Source organism: Novosphingobium sp. 550D, assembly GCF_057401885.1.
The window spans coordinates 799,145-820,919 of sequence record NZ_CM171613.1 but is presented as its reverse complement, the minus strand read 5'-3'; the positions used below and the strand labels follow the sequence as shown (position 1 = coordinate 820,919).

The following is a 21,775-nucleotide window of genomic DNA, read 5'->3' as shown; positions in this document are numbered from 1 at the left end:
TGGTTCAATTCTCCGGGATGGACGGTGCGGCGTCCAGCTTGATGTGGCCACGCTTTTTGCCCGAAAGAAAGCTGCGGGCAAGGATAATCAATACGCCGAAGGTGATGGCAACATCGGCAAGGTTGAAGATGTAGAAGGGGCGATAGGCCCCAATGTGCAGATCGGCATAATCCACCACAAAGCCCTTGGACACCCGATCAAGGATATTGCCCAGCGCGCCGCCCAGCACGAGGCCCAGCGGCAGGATTTCGCCCACACGCTTTTCCATGAAGATCCAGATGGCCACGCCCAAAGCGATGGCGCCGGTCATGCCGACCAGCAGCCAGCGTTCTAGATCCGAACCCGCCGTCAGCAGGCCCAGCGACACGCCGTAATTTTCCGCCCAGGTAAAGTTGAAAATGGGCAGCAGCGTGATCTGTTCGACGCGGGGCAGGTCGAGCGGGCCGATCATCGCCCATTTGACGATCTGATCGAGCGCAAACACCACCCCCGCCACGGCCAGGCCGAGCAGGCGCGCTTTGACAGCGGAGATGCGCGCAAGAATCGTCATTCAGCCGCGTCCATGGCCGACACAACCTGATCGCAACGTGAACACAGATCGCCGTCTTCCGAAACTTCGGGCAGATGGCGCCAGCAGCGGCCGCATTTGTGGGCTTCGGTTTTGGTGACCTCCATATCATCGCCGCCAGTAACCTTAGCACAGATGAATAATTCAGCTAAATCATCAACGGGATAGCCGGTTGGCACCGTGACTTCTGCTTCCATACTGGAGCCAAGTATTTTGCATCGACGTAGCGGCTCGATCTTTGAATAGGCCCAAGCGCGCCAACTACGGATCGCGTCCCATTTGCCATTATCCACGACAACCGCATCCACCACCGGCCATTCCAGCAGATGCACGCTGCCCTCATCGGCAAAGCGCGACTTCCACACTTCCTCGGCCGTGAACACCAGAACCGGCGCGGCATAGCGGATCAGCGCGTGGAACAGGATGTCCAGCACCGTGCGATAGGCGCGGCGCTTGGTGTCCGTCGGCGCGTCGCAATAGAGCGAGTCCTTGCGGATATCGAAGAAGAAGGCCGAGAGGTCTTCGTTGCAGAAATCGACGAGGCTGCGAACATAGGTGTTGAAGTCGAAAGCATCGACCGCAACCTTGAGTTCCCCATCCAGCTTGGCCAGCAGCGCAAGGATATAGCGCTCCAGCTCAGGCATGTCCTCAACCGGCAGCTTTTCATCATCGCTAAAGCCGTCCAGCGCGCCCAGCAGATAGCGGAACGTGTTGCGCAGCTTGCGATACTGGTCGGCCACACCTTTGAGGATTTCGTCACCAATGCGGTGATCCTCGGTATAATCCACCGACAGAGCCCAGAGGCGGACGATATCCGCGCCGTAAGTCTCCATGACTTTCAGCGGATCGACCGTGTTGCCAAGGCTCTTGGACATTTTCATGCCCTTGGCGTCCATGGTGAAACCGTGGGTCAAAACCGCCTTGTACGGCGCATGGCCACGCGTGGCGCAGGCTTCGAGCAGCGAGGACTGGAACCAGCCGCGATGCTGGTCGCTGCCTTCGAGATAAAGGTCGGCGCGGGGGCCGCGATAGCCTTCGGGGCGCAGCAGGTCGGGCCAACGGCCGCTTTCCATCACGAAAGCATGGGTGCTACCCGAATCGAACCACACGTCCAGAATGTCGGTGACGCGCTCGTAATCCTCGACGTTGTAATCGGCGCCCAGATATTCCTGCGCACGCGCCTCGTCCCATGCGTCCACGCCTTCTTCGCGAATGGCCGCGACGATGCGTTCATTGACGGCTGCATCGACCAGATACTGGCCGCTCTTGCGATCGACGAAGAGCGTGATCGGCACGCCCCATGCGCGCTGACGCGAAAGCACCCAGTCGGGGCGGCCCTCGACCATCGCGCCGATGCGGTTGCGGCCCTTTTCGGGCACGAAACGGGTGTCGGCAATCGCCTTCTTTGCACGTTCACGCAGCGTATCGGGCGACAGGATCGTCGCCAGATCGAACTTATCGTCCTCTTCGCTCAACGGCGCGAGATCCTTGTCCATCGGTACGAACCATTGCGGGGTGCAGCGGAAAATGACCTTCGCCTTCGAACGCCACGAATGCGGATAGGAATGCTTGTAATCCGCGCTGGCCGCCAGCAAGCCGCCAGCCTCACGCAAAGCGGTGCAGATCGGACCGTCGGGCGCGTTGAACTTGGGATTGATGACGCTGCCTTCGCCGCCCAGCCAAGGCCAGTCGGCGCGGTACTTGCCATCGCCTTCAACGGCAAAGACCGGATTGATCTTGTTCGCCTTGCACAGCAAAAAGTCGTCTTCGCCGTGGTCGGGCGCCATATGGACAAAGCCGGTGCCCGAATCGGTCGTCACGAAATCACCGGCCAGCAGCGGGCGAGGACGGGTGAAGAATTCGCTGTCGGGGAAGGCGGCGGCCATCGGGTGACGCGCCTTGGCCCCGGCCAGAACCGGACCCTTCACATACATCAGGAAGTCATAGCCATCTTCATCGATGCGCTTCAAAAACGCTTCGATCAGCGGCTCGGCAACGAGGTATTTCTCCTCACCCACCTTGATCTGAAGGTAATCAATCGAGCGGCCATAGGCCAGCGCCTGATTGGTCGGGATGGTCCAGGGCGTGGTGGTCCAGATCACCACCTTGGTCCCCACCAGTTCGGGCGAGGAGGGCACCTCGATCAGTTCGAACGCCACGTCGATCTGGGTTGAGGTGATGTCCTCATACTCAACCTCGGCCTCGGCCAGAGCGGTCTTTTCCACCGGGCTCCACATCACGGGCTTGGCCCCGCGATAGAGCTGGCCGCTGGTGGCGAATTTCAGCAATTCGCCAACGATGGTCGCTTCTGCTTGAAAATCCATGGTAAGATAGGGGTTGTCCCAATCACCATTAACGCCAAGACGCTTCAACTGTTCACGCTGAGCATTGACCCATGTCTGGGCATAGGCGCGGCATTCGGCGCGGAATTCGCGCGGCGGAACCTCGTCCTTGTTCTTCTTCTTCTTGCGATATTCTTCCTCGACCTTCCATTCGATAGGCAGGCCGTGGCAATCCCAACCGGGCACATAAGGCGCGTCCAGACCCTTCAGGCTCTGCGTGCGGACCACCATGTCCTTCAAGATGTGGTTAACCGCATGGCCCACGTGAATGTTGCCATTCGCATAGGGCGGACCATCATGCAGAATGAACTTTTCACGCCCCGCACGCGCATCGCGCAAGGCACGGTAAAGGTCCTGCTCCTGCCACCCCTTCAAAATGCCCGGCTCCTTCTGCGGAAGGCCGGCCTTCATGGGGAAATCAGTCTTCGGCAGGAAGACGGTGGGTCGAAAATCGCGTTTCTCGGTCATGACGCGCCGTGCCTTAGCGATTCGAGGGGATTTCCGCAAATCTTGATAATGATTGGGGTGTGTTTGTTTTTTGCCTTCGGCGGGCAAAGGGCCTTTGAGCATCGCGCCAAAAAGTGGGAACCGGTTTTTGGCATCAGCGATGCGACCACAAAAACTTCCCTTTGCAATCCCATTATGGGGTTGTGCGTAATTGGCCGGGAAGTGGGGTTTGGGGATGGTTTTCCTGCCTGCGGCGCGGCGAACGCATCCTTGGCCGCGCCGCAGGCTTTCAAAATTCAAACTTAGCGTCCGAAACCCATAGGTCGAACCCCACACGCAACGAAGACAGTAATGGGAGCGCGAGGGTCGAGACCCTCGCATTTTAACCTTCTTCCAAAACCTCAACCCTGCTCGCCAGTAACTTGTCGATCTTACGCCGATCCATATCGACGATCTCCCATCGCCAGCCCTGATCTATGAAATGGTCGCCTTCCTTGGGCAAACGCTTCAGGATCGAGAGGGCATAACCGGCCACGGTGGCGTAATCGCGCGTTTCGGGCACTTCGATGCCAAAACGGTCGCCCAAAGAATCCGCGGGCAAGGCGCCTGAAATCAACAGCGACCCATCCTCGCGCGTCACGACCATCGGGCTGTCGCCTTCATCCTGATAGGAGGCGAAATGGCCCGCAATGGCCGAGAGCAGGTCGGCGGGCGTAACGATGCCTTCAAGATGGCCATATTCGTCGTGGACCAGCGCCATGGACAGGCCCGAATTTTGCAAAACGCGCAGCGCGTCCATCGCGTCGATCTGGTCCGGCACGATTTCGGCCTTGCAAATCAGGCTTTCCAGATCAAGCGGCCCGCCCGCCAGCAATTGGGCCAAAACCTCGCGCACCTTGACCACGCCGACGATATTGTCGACCGCACCATCGGCCACGGGCAGCAGCGAATGCGGGCTTTCCTTGATCGCGGCGCGCACATCGCCTTCGCTCGCGCCGCGCTCGATCCAGTCGATTTCGGTGCGCGGCGTCATCACTTCACGCACCGGGCGTTCGGCCAGACGCATGATGCCGGTCATGATCGCGCGTTCTTCTTCCTCGATCACGCCCGAACGGGTCGCCTCGGCAAAGACGAGATGGATTTCCTCGGCGGTAACATGCTGTTCCTCGCCGGTTTTGATGCGCATCAGCTTTAGGATCGCGTTGGACGAACGGCCCAACATCCACACCAAAGGCGCCGTCGCCCGCGCCATCATCGCCATGGGCGGCGCCACCGTCACGGCCAAACGCTCGGCATGGGCCAGCGCGATTTGCTTGGGCACCAACTCGCCCACGATCAGGCTGGCAAAAGTGGTGATGCCCAGCACCAGCACGCTGGCCAGACGATCGGCATAAGCAAAAGGAATGCCCAGACCCGCCAGCCTTTCGGCCACCGGCCCCGACAGGCTGGCCTCGGAAAAGGCGCCCGTGACCACCGCGACCAGCGTGATGCCGATCTGAACGGTCGACAACAACTTGCCGGGGTCGGCGGTCAGTTCGAGAGCGATCTGGGCCCCGCGATTGCCGCGATCGGCCAACACGCGCAATTTGCCCGACCGCGCCGACACAATGGCCAGTTCGGACATGGAAAACACGCCATTGACGACAATCAGGCCGGCAATAACGACGACATCGATCCAGGGAAAAGGTATCACGAGCGACGTCTTAGCAGCCTTTATCGCGAACGCGAAGAGGCCAACAAAAACAGTTGCCGATACAAATTTGTTACAAATCGTGGCGAGAGCCATGGTGGAACCATTTCAGCAATGCTAGATTCAGTTAACACGGCCAAAAATTGCGGCCTGTCGGAAATGAATTGGCCGCCGATCCGGCCAGCCAACCATGGAGAGAAACCCTATGTCGCCCATTTCAAAGGCCAAAAATGGTGCCCGTCTTGGCACAGCCGGCTTTGCTATCGCCGCCCTGTTGGCCACGTCGGGTTGCGTCACCGATCCCAACACCGGCCAACAGAAAGTGTCGCGCACGGCGATTGGCGCAGGCGCGGGCGCGCTGGGCGGCATGTTGCTGGGCGGTTTGATCGGCGGCAGCACGGGCCGCATCGTGGGCGCAGGGATCGGCGGCATCGCGGGCGGCGCCATTGGCTATGAACGTGACAAGCAGATCAAGCAGTTGCGCGAACAGACCGTCGGCACCGGCGTTGACATCCGCCCGTCGGATGATGGCCGCTCGATCATGCTCAGCCTGCCCGATGGCGTCACCTTCGACACCGGTTCGTACATGCTGCACCCGCAATTTCGCCCCACGCTGGACAAGATCGCCCAGAGCCTGAAGGATTATCCCAACAGCCTGATCGACGTTTACGGCCACACCGATTCGACCGGCAGCGCCCAGTTGAACCAGACGCTGTCGGAAAATCGCGCCCGCACCGTGGGCGATTATCTGTCGATGCAGGGCGTTTCGCAGGCACGTATCCGCACCCAGGGCTATGGCGCTTCCATGCCCGTGGCCGATAATGCGACGCCCGAAGGCCGCGCGAAAAACCGCCGCGTGGAAATCAAGATCGTGCCCATCACCCAGGAACAGGTGAACGCCGCGCGCGGTCAGTGACAGGGCAGGGGCGGCGGTTTAGCCCGCCGCCCTGACCGTCACATTCAGCCCGGTTTCGGGTGCGTAATCCAGCCGGTTGTAACTGGGCAATGTGGCGCGGGTCCGTTCCGACAAAGTGCCCGCGCCAATGATGCGGATGGGACCGTTTTCGGTTTCCACCTGCAAATCAAAGGGGTCATGGACATGGCCCGACAAAACCGCGCTCACTCCCGCCCCGGCCAATGCCGCCAAGGCCCGCCGACCGCCCCGCGTCGAGCCCGTACCATGGGTGTCTGCATCGACCAGCGGGTGATGACACGCCGCCAGCTTCAGCCCCTGTGCGCCCTCCAGTTTGCGCAGGGCCGCGGTCAAAGCAGGCTGTTTGACATGACCCTTGGACCAGTTGATACGCCACTGCGCAGGCGTCACCGTGGGCAGCGACACCAGCATCACATCCACCAGCGGCAGATCCGAATGCGCCCGCGCGCGCAATGCCTCGAACCGGGCAAAGGGGCGGCGCAGACGGCTCACCATCTCCCAGTAATAGGGCATGTCATGGTTGCCCGGCTCGATGCTGACCGGAACGCCAAGGCCGAGCAGATAGTCCCCCGCCGCATCAAATTCCCGCACCGTGCCGCGCATCGTCAAATCGCCGGTGCAGATGACCGCATCGGGCTTTTCGCGCGCGATTTCCTGTTTGAACCAATCCAGCGCGGCCTTGTCCTCGGCGCCGAAATGCAGGTCGGATATGTGGAAGAGGGTGGGCATGGGGAGGGGGATTAGGGGAATATGATGCGAGGGACTAGTCCCTCGCGCTCCCGTTACTGTCTTTGTTGCGCCAAGGGTTCGGCCATGGCTGATCGACGCCATGTTTAAATGACAAAGCCTGCGGCGCTTTTGAGAGCAACCTCCCCGCGCCGCAGGCTTTCAATTTCATTTCCCGATCCGCATCGCTGCCAATCGCGCGCGCCCCATTATCGGGATTGCAAAGGGCTTTCGCCCTTTGCCCGCCGGAGGCAAAAAACCTTAAGCCAAAAGCCCTTCGGTCGCGATCTTTTCCTTCCACACCTTGGGCGCCAACTGGTGGACATTGTTGCCCTCGGAATCGACTGCCACGGTCACCGGCATATCCTCGACGGTGAATTCATAGATCGCCTCCATGCCCAGATCGGCAAAGCCCACGACCTTGGATTCCTTGATCGCACGGGCGACGAGATAGGCCGCGCCGCCGACCGCCATCAGATAGGCGCTCTTGTGGTTGGCGATGGATTCCGTGGCCTTGGGGCCGCGCTCGGCCTTGCCCACGCTGGCCAGCAGGCCCAGGTCGAGCATGAGGTCGGAAAAGCTGTCCATGCGGGTGGCGGTGGTGGGGCCGGCGGGGCCGACAACTTCTTCGCGCACGGGGTCGACAGGGCCGACGTAATAGATCACGCGGCCCTTGAAATCGACGGGCAGTTCTTCGCCCTTGGCCAGCATATCCTTGATCCGCTTATGCGCGGCATCGCGCCCGGTCAGCATTTTGCCATTGAGCAGCAGGCGGTCGCCCTGCTTCCAGCTCTGCACTTCCTCGGCGGTCAGCGTGTCGAGGTTGACCTTCTTGGCCGCCGCATCGGGCGCCCAGTGAACCTTGGGCCATTCGTCCAGCTTGGGCGTTTCCAGATAGCTCGGCCCGCTGCCGTCCAGCGTGAAGTGGGCGTGGCGCGTGGCGGCACAATTGGGGATCATGGCGACCGGCTTGCCCGCCGCGTGGCAGGGGGCGTCCATGATCTTGACGTCCAGAATCGTGGCCAGACCGCCCAGACCCTGCGCGCCGATGCCCAGCGCGTTGACCTTGTCGAAGATCTCGATGCGCAGCGCTTCGAGGTCATTCTGCGGCCCGCGCTGCTTCAACTGGGCCATATCGATCTGTTCCATCAACGCCTTTTTGGCCAGCAGCACGCAATGTTCCGCCGTGCCGCCGATGCCGATGCCCAGCATGCCCGGCGGGCACCAGCCAGCGCCCATCTGGGGCAACATTTCCAGAACCCAGTCGACGATCGAATCGGACGGGTTCATCATCTTGAACTTGGACTTGTTTTCGGACCCGCCGCCCTTGGCCGCGACATCGACGTGGATCTTCGAACCCTTGACCATATCGACATGCAGAACGCAGGGCGTGTTGTCGCGCGTGTTGCGGCGGGTAAAGGCCGGGTCAGCCAGAACCGAGGCGCGCAGCTTGTTGTCAGGGTTGTTATAGGCGCGGCGCACGCCTTCATCGACAACCTCTTGCAGGCTCATCTCGGATTCCAGAATGCAGTTCTGGCCCCATTTGATGAAGACGTTGACGATGCCGGTGTCCTGACAGATCGGGCGGTGGCCTTCGGCGCACATGCGGCTGTTGGTCAGGATCTGGGCGATGGCATCCTTGGCGGCGGGGCCTTGTTCGGCCTCATAGGCGTCGCCCAGAGCGCGGATGTAATCCATCGGGTGATAGTAGCTGATAAATTGCAGCGCGTCGGCCACGCTGTCGATCAGATCCTGTTCCTTGATGGTCACCAATTCGGCCATGGGGCGCTCCTTCGTTCTGGGCCTTTGGCCGCGAAAACAGGGGGCCAAGGCGCATTCGTATGATCGGTTGGGGCGGTCCATAGGCGCGATTGCGCCTCTTCGCCAAGGGTAAAGCGGCGGTTATGACAAAAGTCGCGGTCATTTGTGGCGAATTTGCCGGGATTTCCGCGTCAAACCGCTTGGCTTTGGCGGCTCCTTTGCCCTAGAAGCGCGCGCGTAATTGAAGGCAGGTCTGGCCTATTGCATTACTGTGTTATGTATGTAATACGGCCTTGGTCAAGGATTGTGATGGCATGAGCGAAATCCACTATGCACCCGAAGGCGCCGAAGCAGGTACGGCTCGCCGCGCCATGATCGACAGCCAGCTGCGCACTTGCGGCGTGAATGAACCGTGGGTGTTGTCGGCATTGGCCAGCGTGGCGCGCGAAGATTACGTGCCGGTGGAATATCGCGCGGCGGCCTATATCGACCGCGCCGTGCCGATGGGCCAGGGCCGCGCTCTGCCTGCGCCTTTGTTCCATGGCAAGCTGCTGGGCGCGGCCGAGCCGCTGGCTTCGGACAAGGTTCTGGTTGTCACCGCAGGCAGCGACTATCTGGCCGCTGTGGTGGGCAAGCTGAACAGCAATGTCGACAAGATCGATGTTGCCGCGCTGAGCGGCGGTCTGCCGGGCACCGGCTATACGCTGATCCTGATCGACGGCGCGGCGGGTGAAGTGCCTGCTGTTCTGACCGATGCGCTGGCCGCCGAAGGCCGCATTGTCACCGGCACGATCCAGAAGGGCATCACCCGCCTGACCATTGGCCGCAAGGTTGGCGGCACTGTTTCCTATCTGCCGCTGGCCGAAATCGGCATCCCCGCGATTGCCGAACTGGCCGCGCCCAAAAGCTGGAGTTTCTGATGATCAATGGCCGGGTAACGCGCAAGCATCTGCTTTTGTCACGCCCGGCCATGGCTTTCATGGCGCCCCTGCTGCTTGCACCGGGAATACTGGCACCGGGGGGGCTCCACGCCGAAGATCTGCGCAATGCGTTGGCGGCAACCTATAACAGCAATCCCACCCTTTTGGCCGCGCGCGAACAATTGCGCGCCACCGATGCCGGGGTGCCGCTGGCCCGGGCCGATGGATTGCCTTCGTTGACCGCCACGGCCACCGAAACCGAATATGTTCGCCAAAACACCGCATCGACCACCAATATGCCCCGCATGGTCACGGCGGTCGGCACATTGTCCGTGCCGATCTACAGCGGGGGCGGGGTCAGGAATGCGATCCGCGCCGCCGATACGCGGGTGATTGCCGGGCGAAACGATCTGCGCGCCACCGAGGCCAGCGTGTTTACGCAGGCCGTCACCGCCTATCTGGACGTGATCCGCACCGAGGCGATCGTCCGCTTGAATCAGGCGCAGGTGCAGACGCTCTCCACCAATCTGAAGGCGACGGGCGACCGGTTCCAGATCGGCGATGTAACCCGCACCGACGTCGCCCAATCGCAATCACGCCTGGCCGTGGCGCAGGGCAATTTGCGCGGGGCCGAGGCCAATCTGGTGCAGGCGCGCGAAACCTATATTCAGATCATCGGCCATGAAGCGGGCGAATTGGCCGCGCCGCCGCCGCTGCCCGCGTTGCCCGCGACGCCCGATGATGCGGTGGAAATTGCGCTGGACGGCAACCCCGATCTGGCCGCCGCGCGCGAACGCAGCAAGGCCGCCGGTTTCGACAGCCAGGCCGCCCGCGCATCACGCATGCCCAAGGTCAGCATGGTGGCCAATGGCAATTACACCGATTATCTGGGCCAATTGGCGCTGCGCGGGAATTTTCCCTTTCCCATTGCGCAATCGGCCGCCACCGCCGACGTCAGCATCCGCGCCACCATCCCGCTGTATCAGGGCGGACGGCCCAGCGCCCAGATCAAGCAGGCCCAGGCCCGCGAAGGTCAGGCAATGGACACCGAAATCGCCACCGAGCGTCAGGTGATCGCCGCCGTGCGCGCCGCCTTTTCCAATTACCGCGCGGCCAACCAAATCATCGAGGCCAGCCAGACCGCGGTGGAGGCCGCCGAACTGTCGCTGCGCGGGGTAAAGGCGGAGAACAGCGTAGGCAATCGCACCGTGCTGGACATTCTGAACGCGGAACAGGAATTGGTGAATGCGCAGGTCCAATTGGTGACCGCGCGGCGCAATGCCTATGTCGCGGGCTTTTCGCTGCTTTCGGCCATGGGCCGCGTTTCGGGCAAGGATCTGGGGCTGGAGGCGGGCACGCTCTATGACCCGGAAATCCACTATCGCCATGCGCGTGGTGAATTGACCGATTGGGGCGTGGACAAGGTGCAGGGCGCGGGCAAACCGACGCGTACCGTTGACACGCCTGCCCAGAACGGTTCAACATTTGGGCAATGAGGGCCGGTTTCGGCGATAATGCGATTTTCAGGGACACATAGAATGCGCGCACAGGGCGAACCTTCGGTCGAGGAAATTCTTGATTCGATTAAGAAAGTCATTGCGCGTGACAATCGTGACGCCGCATCGGACGCGCGCGCACCGCGCCAAACGGTGGCCGAATCGCGCCATGATGATGTCCTCGATCTGGCTGATTCGGATCAGTATTTTCACGAGGACGCGACCCCGTCCAACCCTGCGGCTGACCTGATCAGCGAACCGGCGATCACCTCGATGCGCGAATCTCTGGCCGCTCTGGCCATGATGTCGCAACCCAGCAGCCGCCCCCAGATTGTGCGCAGCGGGGAAACCTCGCTCGAAGGGCTGGTGGCCGATCTGCTCAAGCCTGCGCTGCGCGAATGGCTGGATCAGAACCTGCCCGCGATGGTCGAACGCATGGTTGCCGCCGAAATCGCCAAGATCGTCGGCAAGAAGGGCTGAAGTCTCGACCTCATGCTTTTGTCCTGATAGGACAGCGGCATGGCCAAACCTGATCCCGCGCTGCTCGATCCCGTCGTTTACCCGCATGTTTGCGAGGTGACGACGCGCTTTGCCGATCTGGACATCAACAACCACATCAACAATGTGGCGATGGCCGCGATCATCGAGGACGCGCGCGTACGTTTTCATGTCGCCAGTGGCTTTGCCAAGGCGCTTCCGGCCGGGGCGCAAACCATGGTGGTCTCGCTGACCATCGATTATCTGGCGCAGGCCTTTTATCCGCACCCGCTCAAGGTTCATTCGGGCCTGTCGGCGGTGGGGGATCGCAGCGTTCGCCTGCGCCACCTGCTGATGCAGAATGACCGCCCGGTCGCTCTGGCCGAAGCGGTGGCGGTGCATGTGGTGGGCGGCAAGGCGGCACCTCTGCCCGAAAACCTGCGCGAGATGATCGAGGTATGGAAATGTCGGTGAGCGCAGGCGAGATTGCCCAGGCCGAATCGGCACTGGCGAAAGCGGGCGCAGCGGCTCCGGGCGGCGTCCAACGCCACATTTTCCTCTGCGCAGAGCCGCAAAAAGGTGAATGCTGCACCCCCGCCGTGGGCAGCAAGGCGTGGGCCTATCTGAAGAAGCGGGTCAAGCAATTGGGCCTGACCGAAGCAGGGGTGATGCGCAGCAAGGCCGATTGCCTGCGCGTGTGCTTTGCCGGGCCGGTGGCGGTCGTCTATCCCGACGGCGTCTGGTATCATTCCTGCACCGAAGAAGTGCTGGAGCGCATCCTTCAGGAGCATATCATCGGCGGCGTGCCGGTGGAGGATTACCGGCTCAAATCCTGATCGCTCGAGGGTGTCGGCGCCTGATCATCCGTTGCCAAATCCGTGACTTGCTCGTCATGCCCGCTGGCGCTGGACAGGAAAACCAGCCCCATCAGGCCCGACATCAACAGCATTGCAAACGATACGCCAATGGCCACCGCAATATAGAAATGCGGGCTGACCATGCCTTCCTGTTTGTACAGGACGGACAGCGCGCCGATCACCGTCGTCATCGTCACCAGAAACATCCAGCGCATAATGCGGCGAAAACGCGCCCATGCAGCGGCCGCCGTGGCGGTGTCGGAAAAGGGTGATCGGTTCTCCATCGCGGGCCTTCATGCGCCTTTACCGGCCATGATTCAAGCCGCGCGCAGGGGCGTGGCGGATCGGTAACAGTTAACAGCCCAACCGCCAAAAACCGCGCAAATCCCCACTTTTCATGGGGGGAACGCTATGTCATACTCATACAAATAGACAAAATAACCCATAACGGGGGAGATGGAGGAAACATGACGATTGCCCGTCTGATCGATGGCCGCAATGCGAATATTGTTGGCTGCACTGTGTCGATGAAGGTGCGTGATGCGATTGCATTGCTCGCGGAAAAGCGGATCGGCGCGATCCCTGTTCTGGATGGCCATGCCATCGCCGGGATCTTTTCCGAACGCGACGTGATCGCCCGCCTCAATGAACACGGCCCCGCCCTGCTCGACATGGTGGTGGGTCAGGTGATGACATCGCCCGCCATCACGGTGGACCCGGAAACCACGGTGCTTGAAGCCCTTGGCCTGATGACCCGCCGCCGTATCCGCCACTTGCCCGTTCTGCGCGAAGGGCGGATGGTTGATTTCATCTCGATCGGTGACCTTGTGAAATACCGCATCGACCGCATCCAGGGCGAAGCTGACGCCCTGCGCGATTACATTCAGATGGCGTGACCCCTGCCATCTGAATTGATGGGCGCGCGCCCGCCTTGCGAGTGGGCGGGCGCGCGCCTACATTGGGTCTATGACTGACACCGCCCCCACCATATCGCTCAGCCCCTCCGCCGCCGCCCGAGTCGCGTGGATCGCGGAAAAACAGGGCAAACCGGCGGCCCTGCGCCTTGCGGTCGAAGGGGGCGGATGCTCGGGCTTCCAATATCGCTATGGCCTGGCCGAAAGCGTCGAGGCCGATGATACGGTGGTCGAAACCGACGGCGTCAAACTGGTCGTCGATTCGGTCAGCCTCGATCTCGTTGCCGGATGCGTGGTCGATTATGTCGAGTCGCTGGGCGGCGCGGCGTTCAAGGTCGAGAACCCCAATGCCGTGGCCGGGTGTGGGTGTGGGTCGTCGTTTGCGGTTTGATCGTTAAGGAGGAAAGGTGCCTCCGGCGGGCCAAGGGACTCGTCCCTTGGCAATCCCCATAATGGGGTGGCGTTAAATCGCCGCTGGGCATTATGCGGCGAAGCCGCTTTAATTTATTGCCTCCGGCGGTAAAGAAGGCTGAGTTTGCCTACCGACACGATCCCATTAACGGGATTGCAAAGGGCCGCCGCCCTTTGCCCGCCGGAGGCACCTGAACCTTCTCATCCCAAGGACCGCCCATGAAAATCGCCAGCTTCAACATCAACGGCATCAAGGCCCGCCTGCCGCGCCTGCTGGAGTGGCTGGAGGAGACGCAGCCTGATGTGGCCTGCCTTCAGGAAATCAAGACGCAGGACGAGGGCTTTCCCGCCGATGAGTTTGAGAAGATCGGCTATCAGGCGATCTGGCACGGCCAGAAGAGCTTTAACGGCGTGGCCATCCTTGGCCGGGGGGTGATGCCCATCGAGACCCAGCGCGGCCTTGCAGGCGAGCCAGAGGACGATCACAGCCGCTATATCGAGGCCGAGGTGAGGGGGGTGCGCATCGCGGGCATCTATTTGCCCAATGGCAATCCGCAACCGGGTCCGAAATTCGATTACAAATTGCGCTGGATGGAACGTCTGCGCGCGCGAATGGCGGAATTAAAGGCACTGGAAATCCCCGCCATCGTCACGGGCGATTTCAACGTCATCCCCACCGATGCCGACATCTGGAACCCCAAGGCGATGGCCGATGACGCGCTGATGCAGCCGCAATCGCGCGATGCCTATCTGCGTTTGCTCAACGATGGCTGGACCGACGCGATTGCCACGCATAATCCCAATGGGGGCGTGTGGACCTATTGGGATTATCAGGCGGGCGCGTGGCAAAAGGACCATGGGTTTCGCATCGACCACGCGCTGCTCTCGCCCGAACTGGCGGACCGACTGGTGGCATGCGGCGTGGACAAGGCGCATCGTGGCCGGGAAAAAGCCAGCGACCATGCGCCCGTCTGGGTCGAAATCCGCGATTAATTATTGACCGGGAGCAGGGGGACCGGATTTCTTGGCCGCTTCGGCCTTGGCTTCGGCTTCCGCCTGCTTCTGCTTGCGCGCGAAATAGGCTTTTTCCGCGTCCTCGACATCCGATTGGGTGCGTGCGGCCTCATCGTCAATCTTGCCCAGACGCTTTTCGCGCTCGGCCTCGATCATCTTGGAAAACTGCACGTCGCTCGACTGCTTGCGCTCGGCATAGGCGTTCTTGATGAATTGCGAAACGCAGCCCGTTTGACCGCCCGCGCCCACCGGCGAACAGCTCTGCGCGCCGGTGGCGCCGACGCGTTCATAGGCGATCACCTTGTTGGTCCACGCCTCGTTCTTTGGCCCGCCGGTGTTTTCACGGAACGGTTCGGGAATGCGATAGCGTTCGCTCTCGGCCTTGCGGGCGCAAACGGTGATTTCTTCGCCCTTGCCCTGCGGACATTCATCGTCGCCAAAGATGATGACCATATTCACCCGCTCGCCCCCCGGCGCGGTGACCTGCGTACCTGTCGGCTGCGCGGCCAGAGCCGGTGTTGCCATGCTCAAAACAGCAGCGAGAGTGAGTAAAGGGCGAAACATGGCAAAGGCTCCTCAGGCGTTTTCGGCAATATAGGCTTGTCCAGCCCTCAGCGATAGCGGGTGAATGCTAGCTGAAGTTGGCGCCGCAGGGCTTGCGCCAGAACAAAATCAAATGCGTTCGGACAGTTTGATCGCAAAACGGCACCCCAGACGGATCGCCCCCGATAATAGAGGATAGGCCGGCGCGCGTTCGGCCCCCATTTCAAAGGCGGCGTCGCGATGTTCGCGTTCATCATCGCGCGCCTTGGTGATCAATTCGGCCAGTTCAGGGTCTTCCTCGCCCAGCTCTTCCAATTGCTCGGTGTAATGCTTGTCGATCTCGGTCTCGATCGCCGCGGTGCAGGCCATGGCCGCTTCCGGCCCGATCAAGGCCGTTGCCGCGCCCAGCGCAAATCCCGCCACATGCCAGATCGGCTGAAGCGCGGTCGGCCGCCCCTGACGCTCAACAATCAAACGGTCGAACCATGCGCGGTGGTCGACTTCCTGCGCTTCCATCTCGCGAATCTTGGCCGAATGGGGGCCACGGTCGCCCATCACCGCCAATTGCCCGGCATAGATGCGCACCGCGCCATATTCGCCCGCCTGATCGACGCGCACCATCCGCTTTACCCGCTGCGAAATCGCCATATCAACGCTCCTTGCGCGCCAAAAGCGCGAAAACCACCAGTGCCGCCGCGCCGGAGATCAGGAAATCAAACCCGGCCATCGAAATGCCCATCAGCTTCCACTGAACCACATCGCAACGGATGACCGGCGCGGCCATGATCGCGGCCAAAGGATCGCCGCCGTTGGAAAAACTGACCGTCGTGGTGCATTCGGTCAGCCCCTTCCACCAGCCATATTCGACGCCCGCATGATAGCCGCCAATCGCCGCCGCCGTCGCAATGGCCAGACCCGAAAGCGCCACAAACAAACGCTTCACCGGCAGCACCAATGCCGCCACCGCCAGCCCCAGCGCGGCAAAATGGGCGTAACGTTGCCACCAGCACATTTCGCAGGCCACCAGCCCGCCAAAATACTGAAAACCATAAGCCCCGCCCAGCAGCGCCAACGGCACCGCCAGCGCGACCAGATTGGCCTTTCCAAGATTCTTCATGCTACTTGCCCTTGACCGGAGCCGCCGCCGTACGATTGATCGTCTGCAGCGCATACCACAGCTGGAAATCCTTGATGCCCTTGGCGGTCAATTCTTCCGGCGTCATTTTGAAGCGCGGATCAGGCGTGGTGTCCTTTTCCAGCTTCTTGTCATCCACGCCCTTTTCATTGACCAGATGGCGACGCAAATCGCTTTCACGCAGCGCCTTTTCGCTGCGCTTGCGCGAATCGGGATCGGAAATCTGGGGCACGCGGATGTCGGGTTCGATGCCGCCTTCCTGGACGCTGCGGCCCGAAGGCGTGTAATAACGCGCCGTGGTCAGCTTGACCGCATGGGCGCTGTCGATGGGGATCATCGTCTGCACGCTGCCCTTGCCGAAACTGCGTTCGCCCATGATTAGCGCGCGATGCTGATCCTGAAGTGCGCCCGCCACGATTTCCGACGCGCTGGCCGATCCCGCGTCGATCAACACGATCACCGGCAGGCCCTTGACCAGATCGCCGGGGAAATAGGTTTCGGCGCGATAAACCGCGTTTTCGCCCGCCTGACGCCCGCGCTGGGACACAACCACGCCGTTGCTCAGGAACAGATCAGACAGGGCCACCGCCTCGTCCAGTTCACCGCCCGGATTGGAACGCAGGTCCAGCACCACGCCGGTCAAATGATTGCCCGAGGCCGCGCGCTGCTTCTGGATCTGTTCAAAGACCAGACGGCCCACGTCATGGCTGAATTCATTGACGGTGATGACCGCCACATTGCCTTCCAGCTTGCCCGTCACCGGCTCCAGCGTGATGACCGCGCGCGTCAGCGTCAGGTCAAACGGCTCATCCCGGCCGGGGCGATAAATGGTCAGCTTGATCTGCGTGCCCGCTTCGCCGCGCATCTTGGCCACGGCATCGTCCAGATCGCCGTCCACAATGAATTTGCCGTCCAGATGGGTGATATAGTCGCCCGCCTTGACCCCCGCCTTTTCCGCCGGGCTGCCGCGCATCGGGCTGACCACCTTGACCGCGCCATCCTCCTGCACCACCGAAATGCCAAGGCCGGCATAGCCACCGTCGATCATCGTGCGCAGCCGTTCCAGACTGGCCCCGTCGAGATAGGAGGAATGCGGATCGAGGCTGGAGAGCATCCCGTCGATCGCGCCCTTGACCAGCTTCTCGTCGTCGGTTTGATCGACATAATGCGCCTTGATCAGGCTGTAGACCGTATAAAGCCGGGAAAATTGCGGCGCGACCCGGCCATCGACCGCGGCCAGCCCCGCCGTTCCCACCGGCACCATCGCCACCGCCCCCAGCAAAAGTCCGGCGCGGGCAAGAGTGGCAAGTCGTGAACGCATGGGGGGCCTTTCTGATATTCGCTGGCAAGCCTAGACCGGATGGGCGCGGATTGCCAGATGCGCTATGATGCAAGAATTAATGGCTGAGTTGATCCAAAGGGTTCACAGGTTTGCCATCTTTGCGCAATTCCAGCGTGATTTGCGCCCGCCCCGGCCCTGCGGCGCCCAAAGGCGACCCCGCCACGACATTGTCGCCCACCTGTGCCGACAGGAAAGCAAGGCCGGTGATCAGGCTGGTGAAACCGCCCGGATGGTCGATAATGACAATGCGGCCATATCCGGCAAATGGTCCGGCAAAGGCAATGCGCCCCGATGACGGGGCCACAACCTGCGCCTGGGGCGCGACCGTCAGGGTGATGCCGCGCGCGACTGTTCCACGTGAAGCATCGCCAAAGCCGGAGATCAACCGCCCCGTCACCGGCATCAGGAAATCAGGCAGCGAGGTCGGCGACGGGCTGGGCGAGGGGGCATAGACGGCTTCGTTCAACACCTGTCCCGATGTCGGGCGCAGGACCGGGCCGGGCAAAGAAGCCAGTCGATCACGCAAGGCGGCGGCTTCTTCCAAACCTTGCACCAAACCACCAAGATCACGCGCCTTTTCGGCCAGAGCCAGCGCCCGTTCGGCCTCACGGCTTGCCCCGCCATTGGCGTTGCGGGCGGCCTGACGCTGGCGCGCTTCCATCACGCCCAGGTCGCGGCGGCGGGTGCTCAATTGGGTGATTTCCTGATGCAGCGCGGTTTCGGCCGCCTTGGCCTGTTCCTGCAAGGCGCGGGCGCGGGCCAATTCGCTGCGCAGCGCGGCGGTGCGGCGCTGCACCTGTGGCAACATGCTTTCCAAAAGAGCGCGTGTATGCACGCTGTCGGCCAAAGATCCGGGGCGCAGCAAAGCCACCAGAGGGGGACGGCGCGACAGGCGTTGCAACGCGCCGGTCAATTCCACCAGCGGCTTTTGCCTTTGCGCCAATTGCGCGCGCAAATCCTTGCGCTGACGCTCGATAATGCGGATGCGGGCTTCATCGGCGGTGATCTGGGCCTCCGCCTCCTGAATCCGCGCGGCAAGGGCGGCGGCTTCCTTGGCGGCTTTATCGGCGGCGGCGCTGGCGCGCTGGGCCTCGCCTTCCAACCTTTCGGCGCGGCTGCGGGCCTGATTGGCCTGCGCCTGTGCTTCGTTCCAATCGCGGCGGGTCTGGGCCGGATCGTCCAGGGCATTGGTCACCTGCGCGTTGGCCGAGCCTGCCAACAAAGCGCCGATCAGCAAAAACCCCAAGCGCATCGATCAATTCGCCCGGTGATAGGGGTGGCCGGAAAGGATCGCGGTTGCCCGGTACAATTGTTCGGCCAACATCGCGCGCGCCATCAGATGCGGCCATGTCATCGCGCCAAAGGCAATCAACAGGTCGGCGCCTGCGCGCCCTTCATCGCCATGACCATCGGCGGCGCCAATTTCAAAGCGCACTTCACGCACGCCATCATCGCGCCAACGCCCTAAAATCGCGGCGAATTCTTCGGAAGAAAGCTGGCGCCCGCGCTCGTCGAGCAAAACGCGGCGGGCAGGGGAGGCGAGCGCAGGAATCGTGCCGCCCCGGTCTGGCAATTCGGTATGTTTCACCGGCCAGGAAATCCGCTTTAAATAGCGGTCCAGCAATTCATTTTCGGGCGAGCGGGCAATCCGCCCACGGGCCAGTATATGCAACAGCATTGCGCCGACCCGTCCTTTTGCCGCGCCCCCAAAAACCTAACGGATCAGGCCGATGCGCTGGGTCCGCCAAAAGCCCACATGCGTTCCAGATTATAGAAGCTGCGCACTTCGGGACGGAACAGATGCACGACAATGTCACCCGCATCGATCAGCACCCAGTCCGCCGCCGGCAAACCTTCGATGCGGACATGGCCAAAACCGCCATGCTTGATACGTTCGGCCAGATGCTGTGCCATTGCGGCCACCTGACGCGTGGAACGGCCCGATGCGATCACCATGTGATCGGCCACCGAGGTCTTGCCTTCCAGCGGGATGGAGACAATTTCCTGCGCCTGATCGTCGTCAAGCGATTTCAGGATCAGCGCATGCAGCGAACCGGGTTCGGCGTCAGGCAGGGCTGGTGCGGGATTCGCCGCCACAGGGGCGGGCGAAGGGGTCATGGATTGGGACATTTAGGTTAGAACTACTCCTCTCTGAAGGCAGACCCGATCCGGCTGGGGCCGGGGTGCCGAAATGACAAATACGGAAACGTCTCGACAGGTTTCATGGCGCATCATGCCCGTCCCCCTTGGGCAATCCTGCGCCGCGTCAACCCGTCCCGCAGCGATGGTGCGTGTTGACCTTGCGCCCACGCCGGATTGGCCTGCCGGATGGCAGTGGCCGAACGGGGATCGGGGTCGAAACGCAACAGCACCAGCTTTGGCGCGCTCCATCCAGCCGGCTTTTTCAAACTGGCCGCAGGCCGCCGGAACCGGCCCAGCCAGGCCATTGCCGGACTGGCAACAGCGGCTGCATCATAACCCGGACGGGCAATAACCGCAATCGGCATAGCGCGCGCGATGTCGCGCCACCGCCGCCAGTGATGAAATTGCGCCAGATTGTCCGCGCCCATGATCCACGTGAAACATTTCGCGGGCCAACGGCGACGAATATGCGCCAGAGTATCAACAGTATATCGGGTGCCAAACTCACGCTCGATGGCCGAGACCCGGATCGGCGCACGACGCGCCATGGCCCGCGCCGATGCCACGCGCGCGCCCAGCGGGGCCATGCCCGCCTGCGGCTTCAACGGATTTCCCGGAGACACCAGCCACCACACCTCATCCAGCCCCAGCGCGGCGAGCGTCATGAGGCTGATGCGGCGATGGCCCCCATGGGCGGGGTTAAAGCTCCCGCCCATGAGGCCGATGTGAAGCGCATTGGGTTTCAGGGTCGGACCTGTCCGGTTCCGCGAACCTGCCATTTATAGGTCGTCAGACCTTCGAGCGCGACCGGGCCGCGCGCATGCAGGCGCCCCGTGGCAATGCCGATTTCCGCGCCAAGGCCAAATTCGCCACCATCGGCAAATTGGGTGCTGGCGTTGACCATGACGATGGCGCTGTCCACGCGCTGAAGGAATTCTTCGGCGATGGCGGCGTCGCCCGTGATGATGGCGTCGGTATGATGGCTGGAATGGGCGGCAATATGGTCAAGCGCCTGTTCCAGACCGTCGACAACGGCCACCGACAGGATGGCGTCGAGATATTCGGTATCCCAATCCTCAGCCTTGGCCAATGTCACGCGGGGATCGAGGGCACAGGCACGCGCATCGCCGCGCACTTCGCAACCCGTGTCCAACAGGGCGCGCACCACCGCCACCGAACCGGGGAAGGCCGCGTCCAGCAACAGCGTTTCCATCGAACCGCAAATGCCGGTGCGGCGCATTTTCGCATTCACCGCAATGGACAGCGCCATATCCGGGTCCGCCGCGCTGTGGACATAGGTGTGGCAAATGCCGTCCAGATGCGCCAGCACGGGCACACGGGCGTCATCCTGCACCCGCTGGACCAGCGATTTGCCGCCGCGCGGCACGATCATGTCGATCAGCCCCGCCGCCGTCAGCATCGCGCCCACCGCCGCGCGGTCTTGCGTGGGCATCAATTGCACCGCGGCCTCGGGCACACCGGCGCTGGCCAGACCCTGCACCATGGCGGCGTGGATCGCGCGGTTCGAATGCACCGCCTCGCTGCCGCCGCGCAGCAGGGCCGCATTGCCCGAACCGATGCACAGCGCGGCCGCATCCGCCGTCACATTGGGGCGGCTTTCATAAATAATGCCGATCAGACCCACAGGCACGCGCACGCGCTGAAGAACCAGCCCGTTGGGGCGTTCGTCCTGCGAAATCACTTCGCCCACGGGATCGGGCAGTCCGGCCACCGCCGCCACCGCATCGGCAATCCCGGCCAGACGGCCCGAATCCAGCTTCAGCCGGTCCAGCATCGCGCCCGATAGGCCGCGCGCGGCGCCCGCCGCCATATCCTTTGCATTGGCCTCCAGAATCGCCGGTTCCGCAACGCGCAGAGCATCGGCCGCTGCGCGCAGCGCCGCCGCCTTTTGCGGCGTGGTCATGCGCGCCAGGACGATCTGTGCGGCACGGCCAGCCTTCGCCAGACGCGCAACAAGCGCTTCGGGCGTTTCGGTCTGGATGGGCGATTCAAGAGTTTGCGTATCAGACATGGCCGGCCCCCTAGCAGAATTGCG

The 21,775-nt window shown here is 62.1% G+C and carries 25 protein-coding genes; 10 read left to right on the top strand and 15 right to left on the bottom strand.

Going from position 1 to position 21,775, the window contains the following annotated elements; genetic code table 11:
* Positions 1–4 precede the first annotated feature (4 nt).
* Entirely contained in the window at positions 5–550 is a 546-nt protein-coding gene (gene lspA, locus AC2S2E_RS03940) for a signal peptidase II (protein ID WP_486523774.1), read from the bottom strand.
* Positions 547–3,378, bottom strand: coding sequence for an isoleucine--tRNA ligase (gene ileS, locus AC2S2E_RS03935; RefSeq protein WP_486523773.1), 2,832 nt, complete (start codon positions 3,376–3,378; stop codon positions 547–549). The genes lspA and ileS overlap by 4 nt, the downstream gene beginning before the upstream one ends.
* Before the next feature lie 63 nt (positions 3,379–3,441).
* On the opposite strand from ileS, the gene AC2S2E_RS03930 reads away from it, so the two are divergent.
* Positions 3,442–3,663 carry a hypothetical protein gene (locus AC2S2E_RS03930; protein WP_486523772.1) on the top strand — a complete coding sequence of 74 codons (222 nt, stop codon included), beginning with the start codon at positions 3,442–3,444 and terminating at the stop codon, positions 3,661–3,663.
* Between the two features lie 76 nt (positions 3,664–3,739).
* Here the strand turns inward: AC2S2E_RS03930 and AC2S2E_RS03925 are convergent, their stop codons facing one another.
* The gene (locus AC2S2E_RS03925; protein ID WP_486523771.1) at positions 3,740–5,050 is read right to left on the bottom strand and encodes a hemolysin family protein; all 1,311 of its coding nucleotides are present in this window, start codon (positions 5,048–5,050) and stop codon (positions 3,740–3,742) included.
* Positions 5,051–5,252: 202 nt separating this feature from the next.
* Between AC2S2E_RS03925 and AC2S2E_RS03920 the strand changes: the two genes are divergently transcribed.
* Positions 5,253–5,963: a YiaD family glycine zipper/OmpA-like lipoprotein gene (locus AC2S2E_RS03920; RefSeq protein WP_476106797.1), complete on the top strand. Its 711-nt coding sequence runs from the start codon at positions 5,253–5,255 to the stop codon at positions 5,961–5,963.
* 18 nt (positions 5,964–5,981) lie between these two features.
* Here the strand turns inward: AC2S2E_RS03920 and AC2S2E_RS03915 are convergent, their stop codons facing one another.
* A complete protein-coding gene (locus AC2S2E_RS03915; protein WP_486523770.1) occupies positions 5,982–6,710 on the bottom strand; it encodes a metallophosphoesterase family protein in 729 nt (242 codons plus the stop codon).
* A 258-nt stretch (positions 6,711–6,968) separates the two neighbouring features.
* Complete coding sequence (locus tag AC2S2E_RS03910; RefSeq protein WP_486523769.1) at positions 6,969–8,489, bottom strand: fumarate hydratase; 1,521 nt, start codon at positions 8,487–8,489, stop codon at positions 6,969–6,971.
* 293 nt (positions 8,490–8,782) lie between these two features.
* Between AC2S2E_RS03910 and AC2S2E_RS03905 the strand changes: the two genes are divergently transcribed.
* The 5 genes from AC2S2E_RS03905 to AC2S2E_RS03885 are packed head-to-tail and all read left to right on the top strand — an operon-like array spanning position 8,783 to position 12,197.
* On the top strand, positions 8,783–9,388 hold the full coding sequence (locus AC2S2E_RS03905) for a protein-L-isoaspartate O-methyltransferase family protein (protein WP_486523767.1): 606 nt from the start codon (positions 8,783–8,785) through the stop codon (positions 9,386–9,388).
* Complete coding sequence (locus AC2S2E_RS03900; protein WP_486523766.1) at positions 9,388–10,884, top strand: TolC family outer membrane protein; 1,497 nt, start codon at positions 9,388–9,390, stop codon at positions 10,882–10,884. Before AC2S2E_RS03905 ends, AC2S2E_RS03900 begins: the two co-directional genes overlap by 1 nt.
* Positions 10,885–10,926: 42 nt before the next feature.
* Positions 10,927–11,364, top strand: coding sequence for a DUF2497 domain-containing protein (locus tag AC2S2E_RS03895; RefSeq protein ID WP_486523765.1), 438 nt, complete (start codon positions 10,927–10,929; stop codon positions 11,362–11,364).
* Between the two features lie 39 nt (positions 11,365–11,403).
* Entirely contained in the window at positions 11,404–11,835 is a 432-nt protein-coding gene (locus AC2S2E_RS03890) for an acyl-CoA thioesterase (RefSeq protein WP_486523764.1), read from the top strand.
* The gene (locus tag AC2S2E_RS03885) at positions 11,826–12,197 is read left to right on the top strand and encodes a (2Fe-2S) ferredoxin domain-containing protein (RefSeq protein WP_486523763.1); all 372 of its coding nucleotides are present in this window, start codon (positions 11,826–11,828) and stop codon (positions 12,195–12,197) included. Before AC2S2E_RS03890 ends, AC2S2E_RS03885 begins: the two co-directional genes overlap by 10 nt.
* Here the strand turns inward: AC2S2E_RS03885 and AC2S2E_RS03880 are convergent.
* On the bottom strand, positions 12,179–12,502 hold the full coding sequence (locus AC2S2E_RS03880; RefSeq protein ID WP_476106809.1) for a hypothetical protein: 324 nt from the start codon (positions 12,500–12,502) through the stop codon (positions 12,179–12,181). The genes AC2S2E_RS03885 and AC2S2E_RS03880 overlap by 19 nt on opposite strands.
* 183 nt (positions 12,503–12,685) lie before the next feature.
* On the opposite strand from AC2S2E_RS03880, the gene AC2S2E_RS03875 reads away from it, so the two are divergent.
* From AC2S2E_RS03875 to xth, 3 genes are all read left to right on the top strand, one after another.
* Positions 12,686–13,114 (top strand): CBS domain-containing protein, encoded by a 429-nt coding sequence (locus tag AC2S2E_RS03875; RefSeq protein WP_476106810.1) that lies wholly within the window; start codon positions 12,686–12,688, stop codon positions 13,112–13,114.
* Between the two features lie 70 nt (positions 13,115–13,184).
* Complete coding sequence (gene erpA / locus AC2S2E_RS03870) at positions 13,185–13,523, top strand: iron-sulfur cluster insertion protein ErpA (protein ID WP_476106811.1); 339 nt, start codon at positions 13,185–13,187, stop codon at positions 13,521–13,523.
* A gap of 239 nt (positions 13,524–13,762) precedes the next feature.
* Positions 13,763–14,536, top strand: a complete 774-nt coding sequence (xth, locus tag AC2S2E_RS03865) for an exodeoxyribonuclease III (protein WP_486523762.1) — start codon at positions 13,763–13,765, stop codon at positions 14,534–14,536.
* Here the strand turns inward: xth and AC2S2E_RS03860 are convergent, their stop codons facing one another.
* The 9 genes from AC2S2E_RS03860 to AC2S2E_RS03820 form a co-directional block, all read right to left on the bottom strand.
* Positions 14,537–15,121, bottom strand: a complete 585-nt coding sequence (locus AC2S2E_RS03860; protein WP_476106814.1) for a hypothetical protein — start codon at positions 15,119–15,121, stop codon at positions 14,537–14,539.
* A 108-nt stretch (positions 15,122–15,229) separates the two neighbouring features.
* Entirely contained in the window at positions 15,230–15,748 is a 519-nt protein-coding gene (locus AC2S2E_RS03855; RefSeq protein WP_476106816.1) for a demethoxyubiquinone hydroxylase family protein, read from the bottom strand.
* 1 nt (position 15,749) lies between these two features.
* Positions 15,750–16,217, bottom strand: coding sequence for a disulfide bond formation protein B (locus AC2S2E_RS03850; protein WP_486523761.1), 468 nt, complete (start codon positions 16,215–16,217; stop codon positions 15,750–15,752).
* A 1-nt stretch (position 16,218) separates the two neighbouring features.
* Positions 16,219–17,556 (bottom strand): S41 family peptidase, encoded by a 1,338-nt coding sequence (locus tag AC2S2E_RS03845; protein WP_476106819.1) that lies wholly within the window; start codon positions 17,554–17,556, stop codon positions 16,219–16,221.
* A gap of 76 nt (positions 17,557–17,632) precedes the next feature.
* Complete coding sequence (locus AC2S2E_RS03840; protein ID WP_486523760.1) at positions 17,633–18,829, bottom strand: murein hydrolase activator EnvC family protein; 1,197 nt, start codon at positions 18,827–18,829, stop codon at positions 17,633–17,635.
* Positions 18,830–18,832: 3 nt separating this feature from the next.
* Complete coding sequence (locus AC2S2E_RS03835; RefSeq protein WP_476106821.1) at positions 18,833–19,255, bottom strand: 23S rRNA (pseudouridine(1915)-N(3))-methyltransferase RlmH; 423 nt, start codon at positions 19,253–19,255, stop codon at positions 18,833–18,835.
* A gap of 44 nt (positions 19,256–19,299) precedes the next feature.
* Positions 19,300–19,707 carry a ribosome silencing factor gene (gene rsfS / locus AC2S2E_RS03830; RefSeq protein WP_476106822.1) on the bottom strand — a complete coding sequence of 136 codons (408 nt, stop codon included), beginning with the start codon at positions 19,705–19,707 and terminating at the stop codon, positions 19,300–19,302.
* 101 nt (positions 19,708–19,808) lie between these two features.
* Positions 19,809–20,498, bottom strand: coding sequence for a nicotinate-nucleotide adenylyltransferase (locus AC2S2E_RS03825; protein WP_486523759.1), 690 nt, complete (start codon positions 20,496–20,498; stop codon positions 19,809–19,811).
* A complete protein-coding gene (locus AC2S2E_RS03820) occupies positions 20,462–21,751 on the bottom strand; it encodes a glutamate-5-semialdehyde dehydrogenase (RefSeq protein WP_486523758.1) in 1,290 nt (429 codons plus the stop codon). Before AC2S2E_RS03820 ends, AC2S2E_RS03825 begins: the two co-directional genes overlap by 37 nt.
* Between the last annotated feature and the right edge of the window lie 24 nt (positions 21,752–21,775).

Bases quoted from the DNA above. Each gene is read 5' to 3' on its own strand.
- lspA (WP_486523774.1), bottom strand. From the start codon at position 550: ATGACGATTCTTGCGCGCATCTCCGCTGTCAAAGCGCGCCTGCTCGGC.
- ileS (WP_486523773.1), bottom strand. From the start codon at position 3,378: ATGACCGAGAAACGCGATTTTCGACCCACCGTCTTCCTGCCGAAGACT.
- AC2S2E_RS03920 (WP_476106797.1), top strand. From the start codon at position 5,253: ATGTCGCCCATTTCAAAGGCCAAAAATGGTGCCCGTCTTGGCACAGCC.
- AC2S2E_RS03915 (WP_486523770.1), bottom strand. From the start codon at position 6,710: ATGCCCACCCTCTTCCACATATCCGACCTGCATTTCGGCGCCGAGGAC.
- AC2S2E_RS03910 (WP_486523769.1), bottom strand. From the start codon at position 8,489: ATGGCCGAATTGGTGACCATCAAGGAACAGGATCTGATCGACAGCGTG.
- AC2S2E_RS03905 (WP_486523767.1), top strand. From the start codon at position 8,783: ATGAGCGAAATCCACTATGCACCCGAAGGCGCCGAAGCAGGTACGGCT.
- AC2S2E_RS03900 (WP_486523766.1), top strand. From the start codon at position 9,388: ATGATCAATGGCCGGGTAACGCGCAAGCATCTGCTTTTGTCACGCCCG.
- AC2S2E_RS03895 (WP_486523765.1), top strand. From the start codon at position 10,927: ATGCGCGCACAGGGCGAACCTTCGGTCGAGGAAATTCTTGATTCGATT.
- AC2S2E_RS03890 (WP_486523764.1), top strand. From the start codon at position 11,404: ATGGCCAAACCTGATCCCGCGCTGCTCGATCCCGTCGTTTACCCGCAT.
- AC2S2E_RS03885 (WP_486523763.1), top strand. From the start codon at position 11,826: ATGTCGGTGAGCGCAGGCGAGATTGCCCAGGCCGAATCGGCACTGGCG.
- AC2S2E_RS03880 (WP_476106809.1), bottom strand. From the start codon at position 12,502: ATGGAGAACCGATCACCCTTTTCCGACACCGCCACGGCGGCCGCTGCA.
- AC2S2E_RS03875 (WP_476106810.1), top strand. From the start codon at position 12,686: ATGACGATTGCCCGTCTGATCGATGGCCGCAATGCGAATATTGTTGGC.
- erpA (WP_476106811.1), top strand. From the start codon at position 13,185: ATGACTGACACCGCCCCCACCATATCGCTCAGCCCCTCCGCCGCCGCC.
- xth (WP_486523762.1), top strand. From the start codon at position 13,763: ATGAAAATCGCCAGCTTCAACATCAACGGCATCAAGGCCCGCCTGCCG.
- AC2S2E_RS03860 (WP_476106814.1), bottom strand. From the start codon at position 15,121: ATGTTTCGCCCTTTACTCACTCTCGCTGCTGTTTTGAGCATGGCAACA.
- AC2S2E_RS03855 (WP_476106816.1), bottom strand. From the start codon at position 15,748: ATGGCGATTTCGCAGCGGGTAAAGCGGATGGTGCGCGTCGATCAGGCG.
- AC2S2E_RS03850 (WP_486523761.1), bottom strand. From the start codon at position 16,217: ATGAAGAATCTTGGAAAGGCCAATCTGGTCGCGCTGGCGGTGCCGTTG.
- AC2S2E_RS03845 (WP_476106819.1), bottom strand. From the start codon at position 17,556: ATGCGTTCACGACTTGCCACTCTTGCCCGCGCCGGACTTTTGCTGGGG.
- AC2S2E_RS03840 (WP_486523760.1), bottom strand. From the start codon at position 18,829: ATGCGCTTGGGGTTTTTGCTGATCGGCGCTTTGTTGGCAGGCTCGGCC.
- AC2S2E_RS03835 (WP_476106821.1), bottom strand. From the start codon at position 19,255: ATGCTGTTGCATATACTGGCCCGTGGGCGGATTGCCCGCTCGCCCGAA.
- rsfS (WP_476106822.1), bottom strand. From the start codon at position 19,707: ATGTCCCAATCCATGACCCCTTCGCCCGCCCCTGTGGCGGCGAATCCC.
- AC2S2E_RS03825 (WP_486523759.1), bottom strand. From the start codon at position 20,498: ATGGCAGGTTCGCGGAACCGGACAGGTCCGACCCTGAAACCCAATGCG.
- AC2S2E_RS03820 (WP_486523758.1), bottom strand. From the start codon at position 21,751: ATGTCTGATACGCAAACTCTTGAATCGCCCATCCAGACCGAAACGCCC.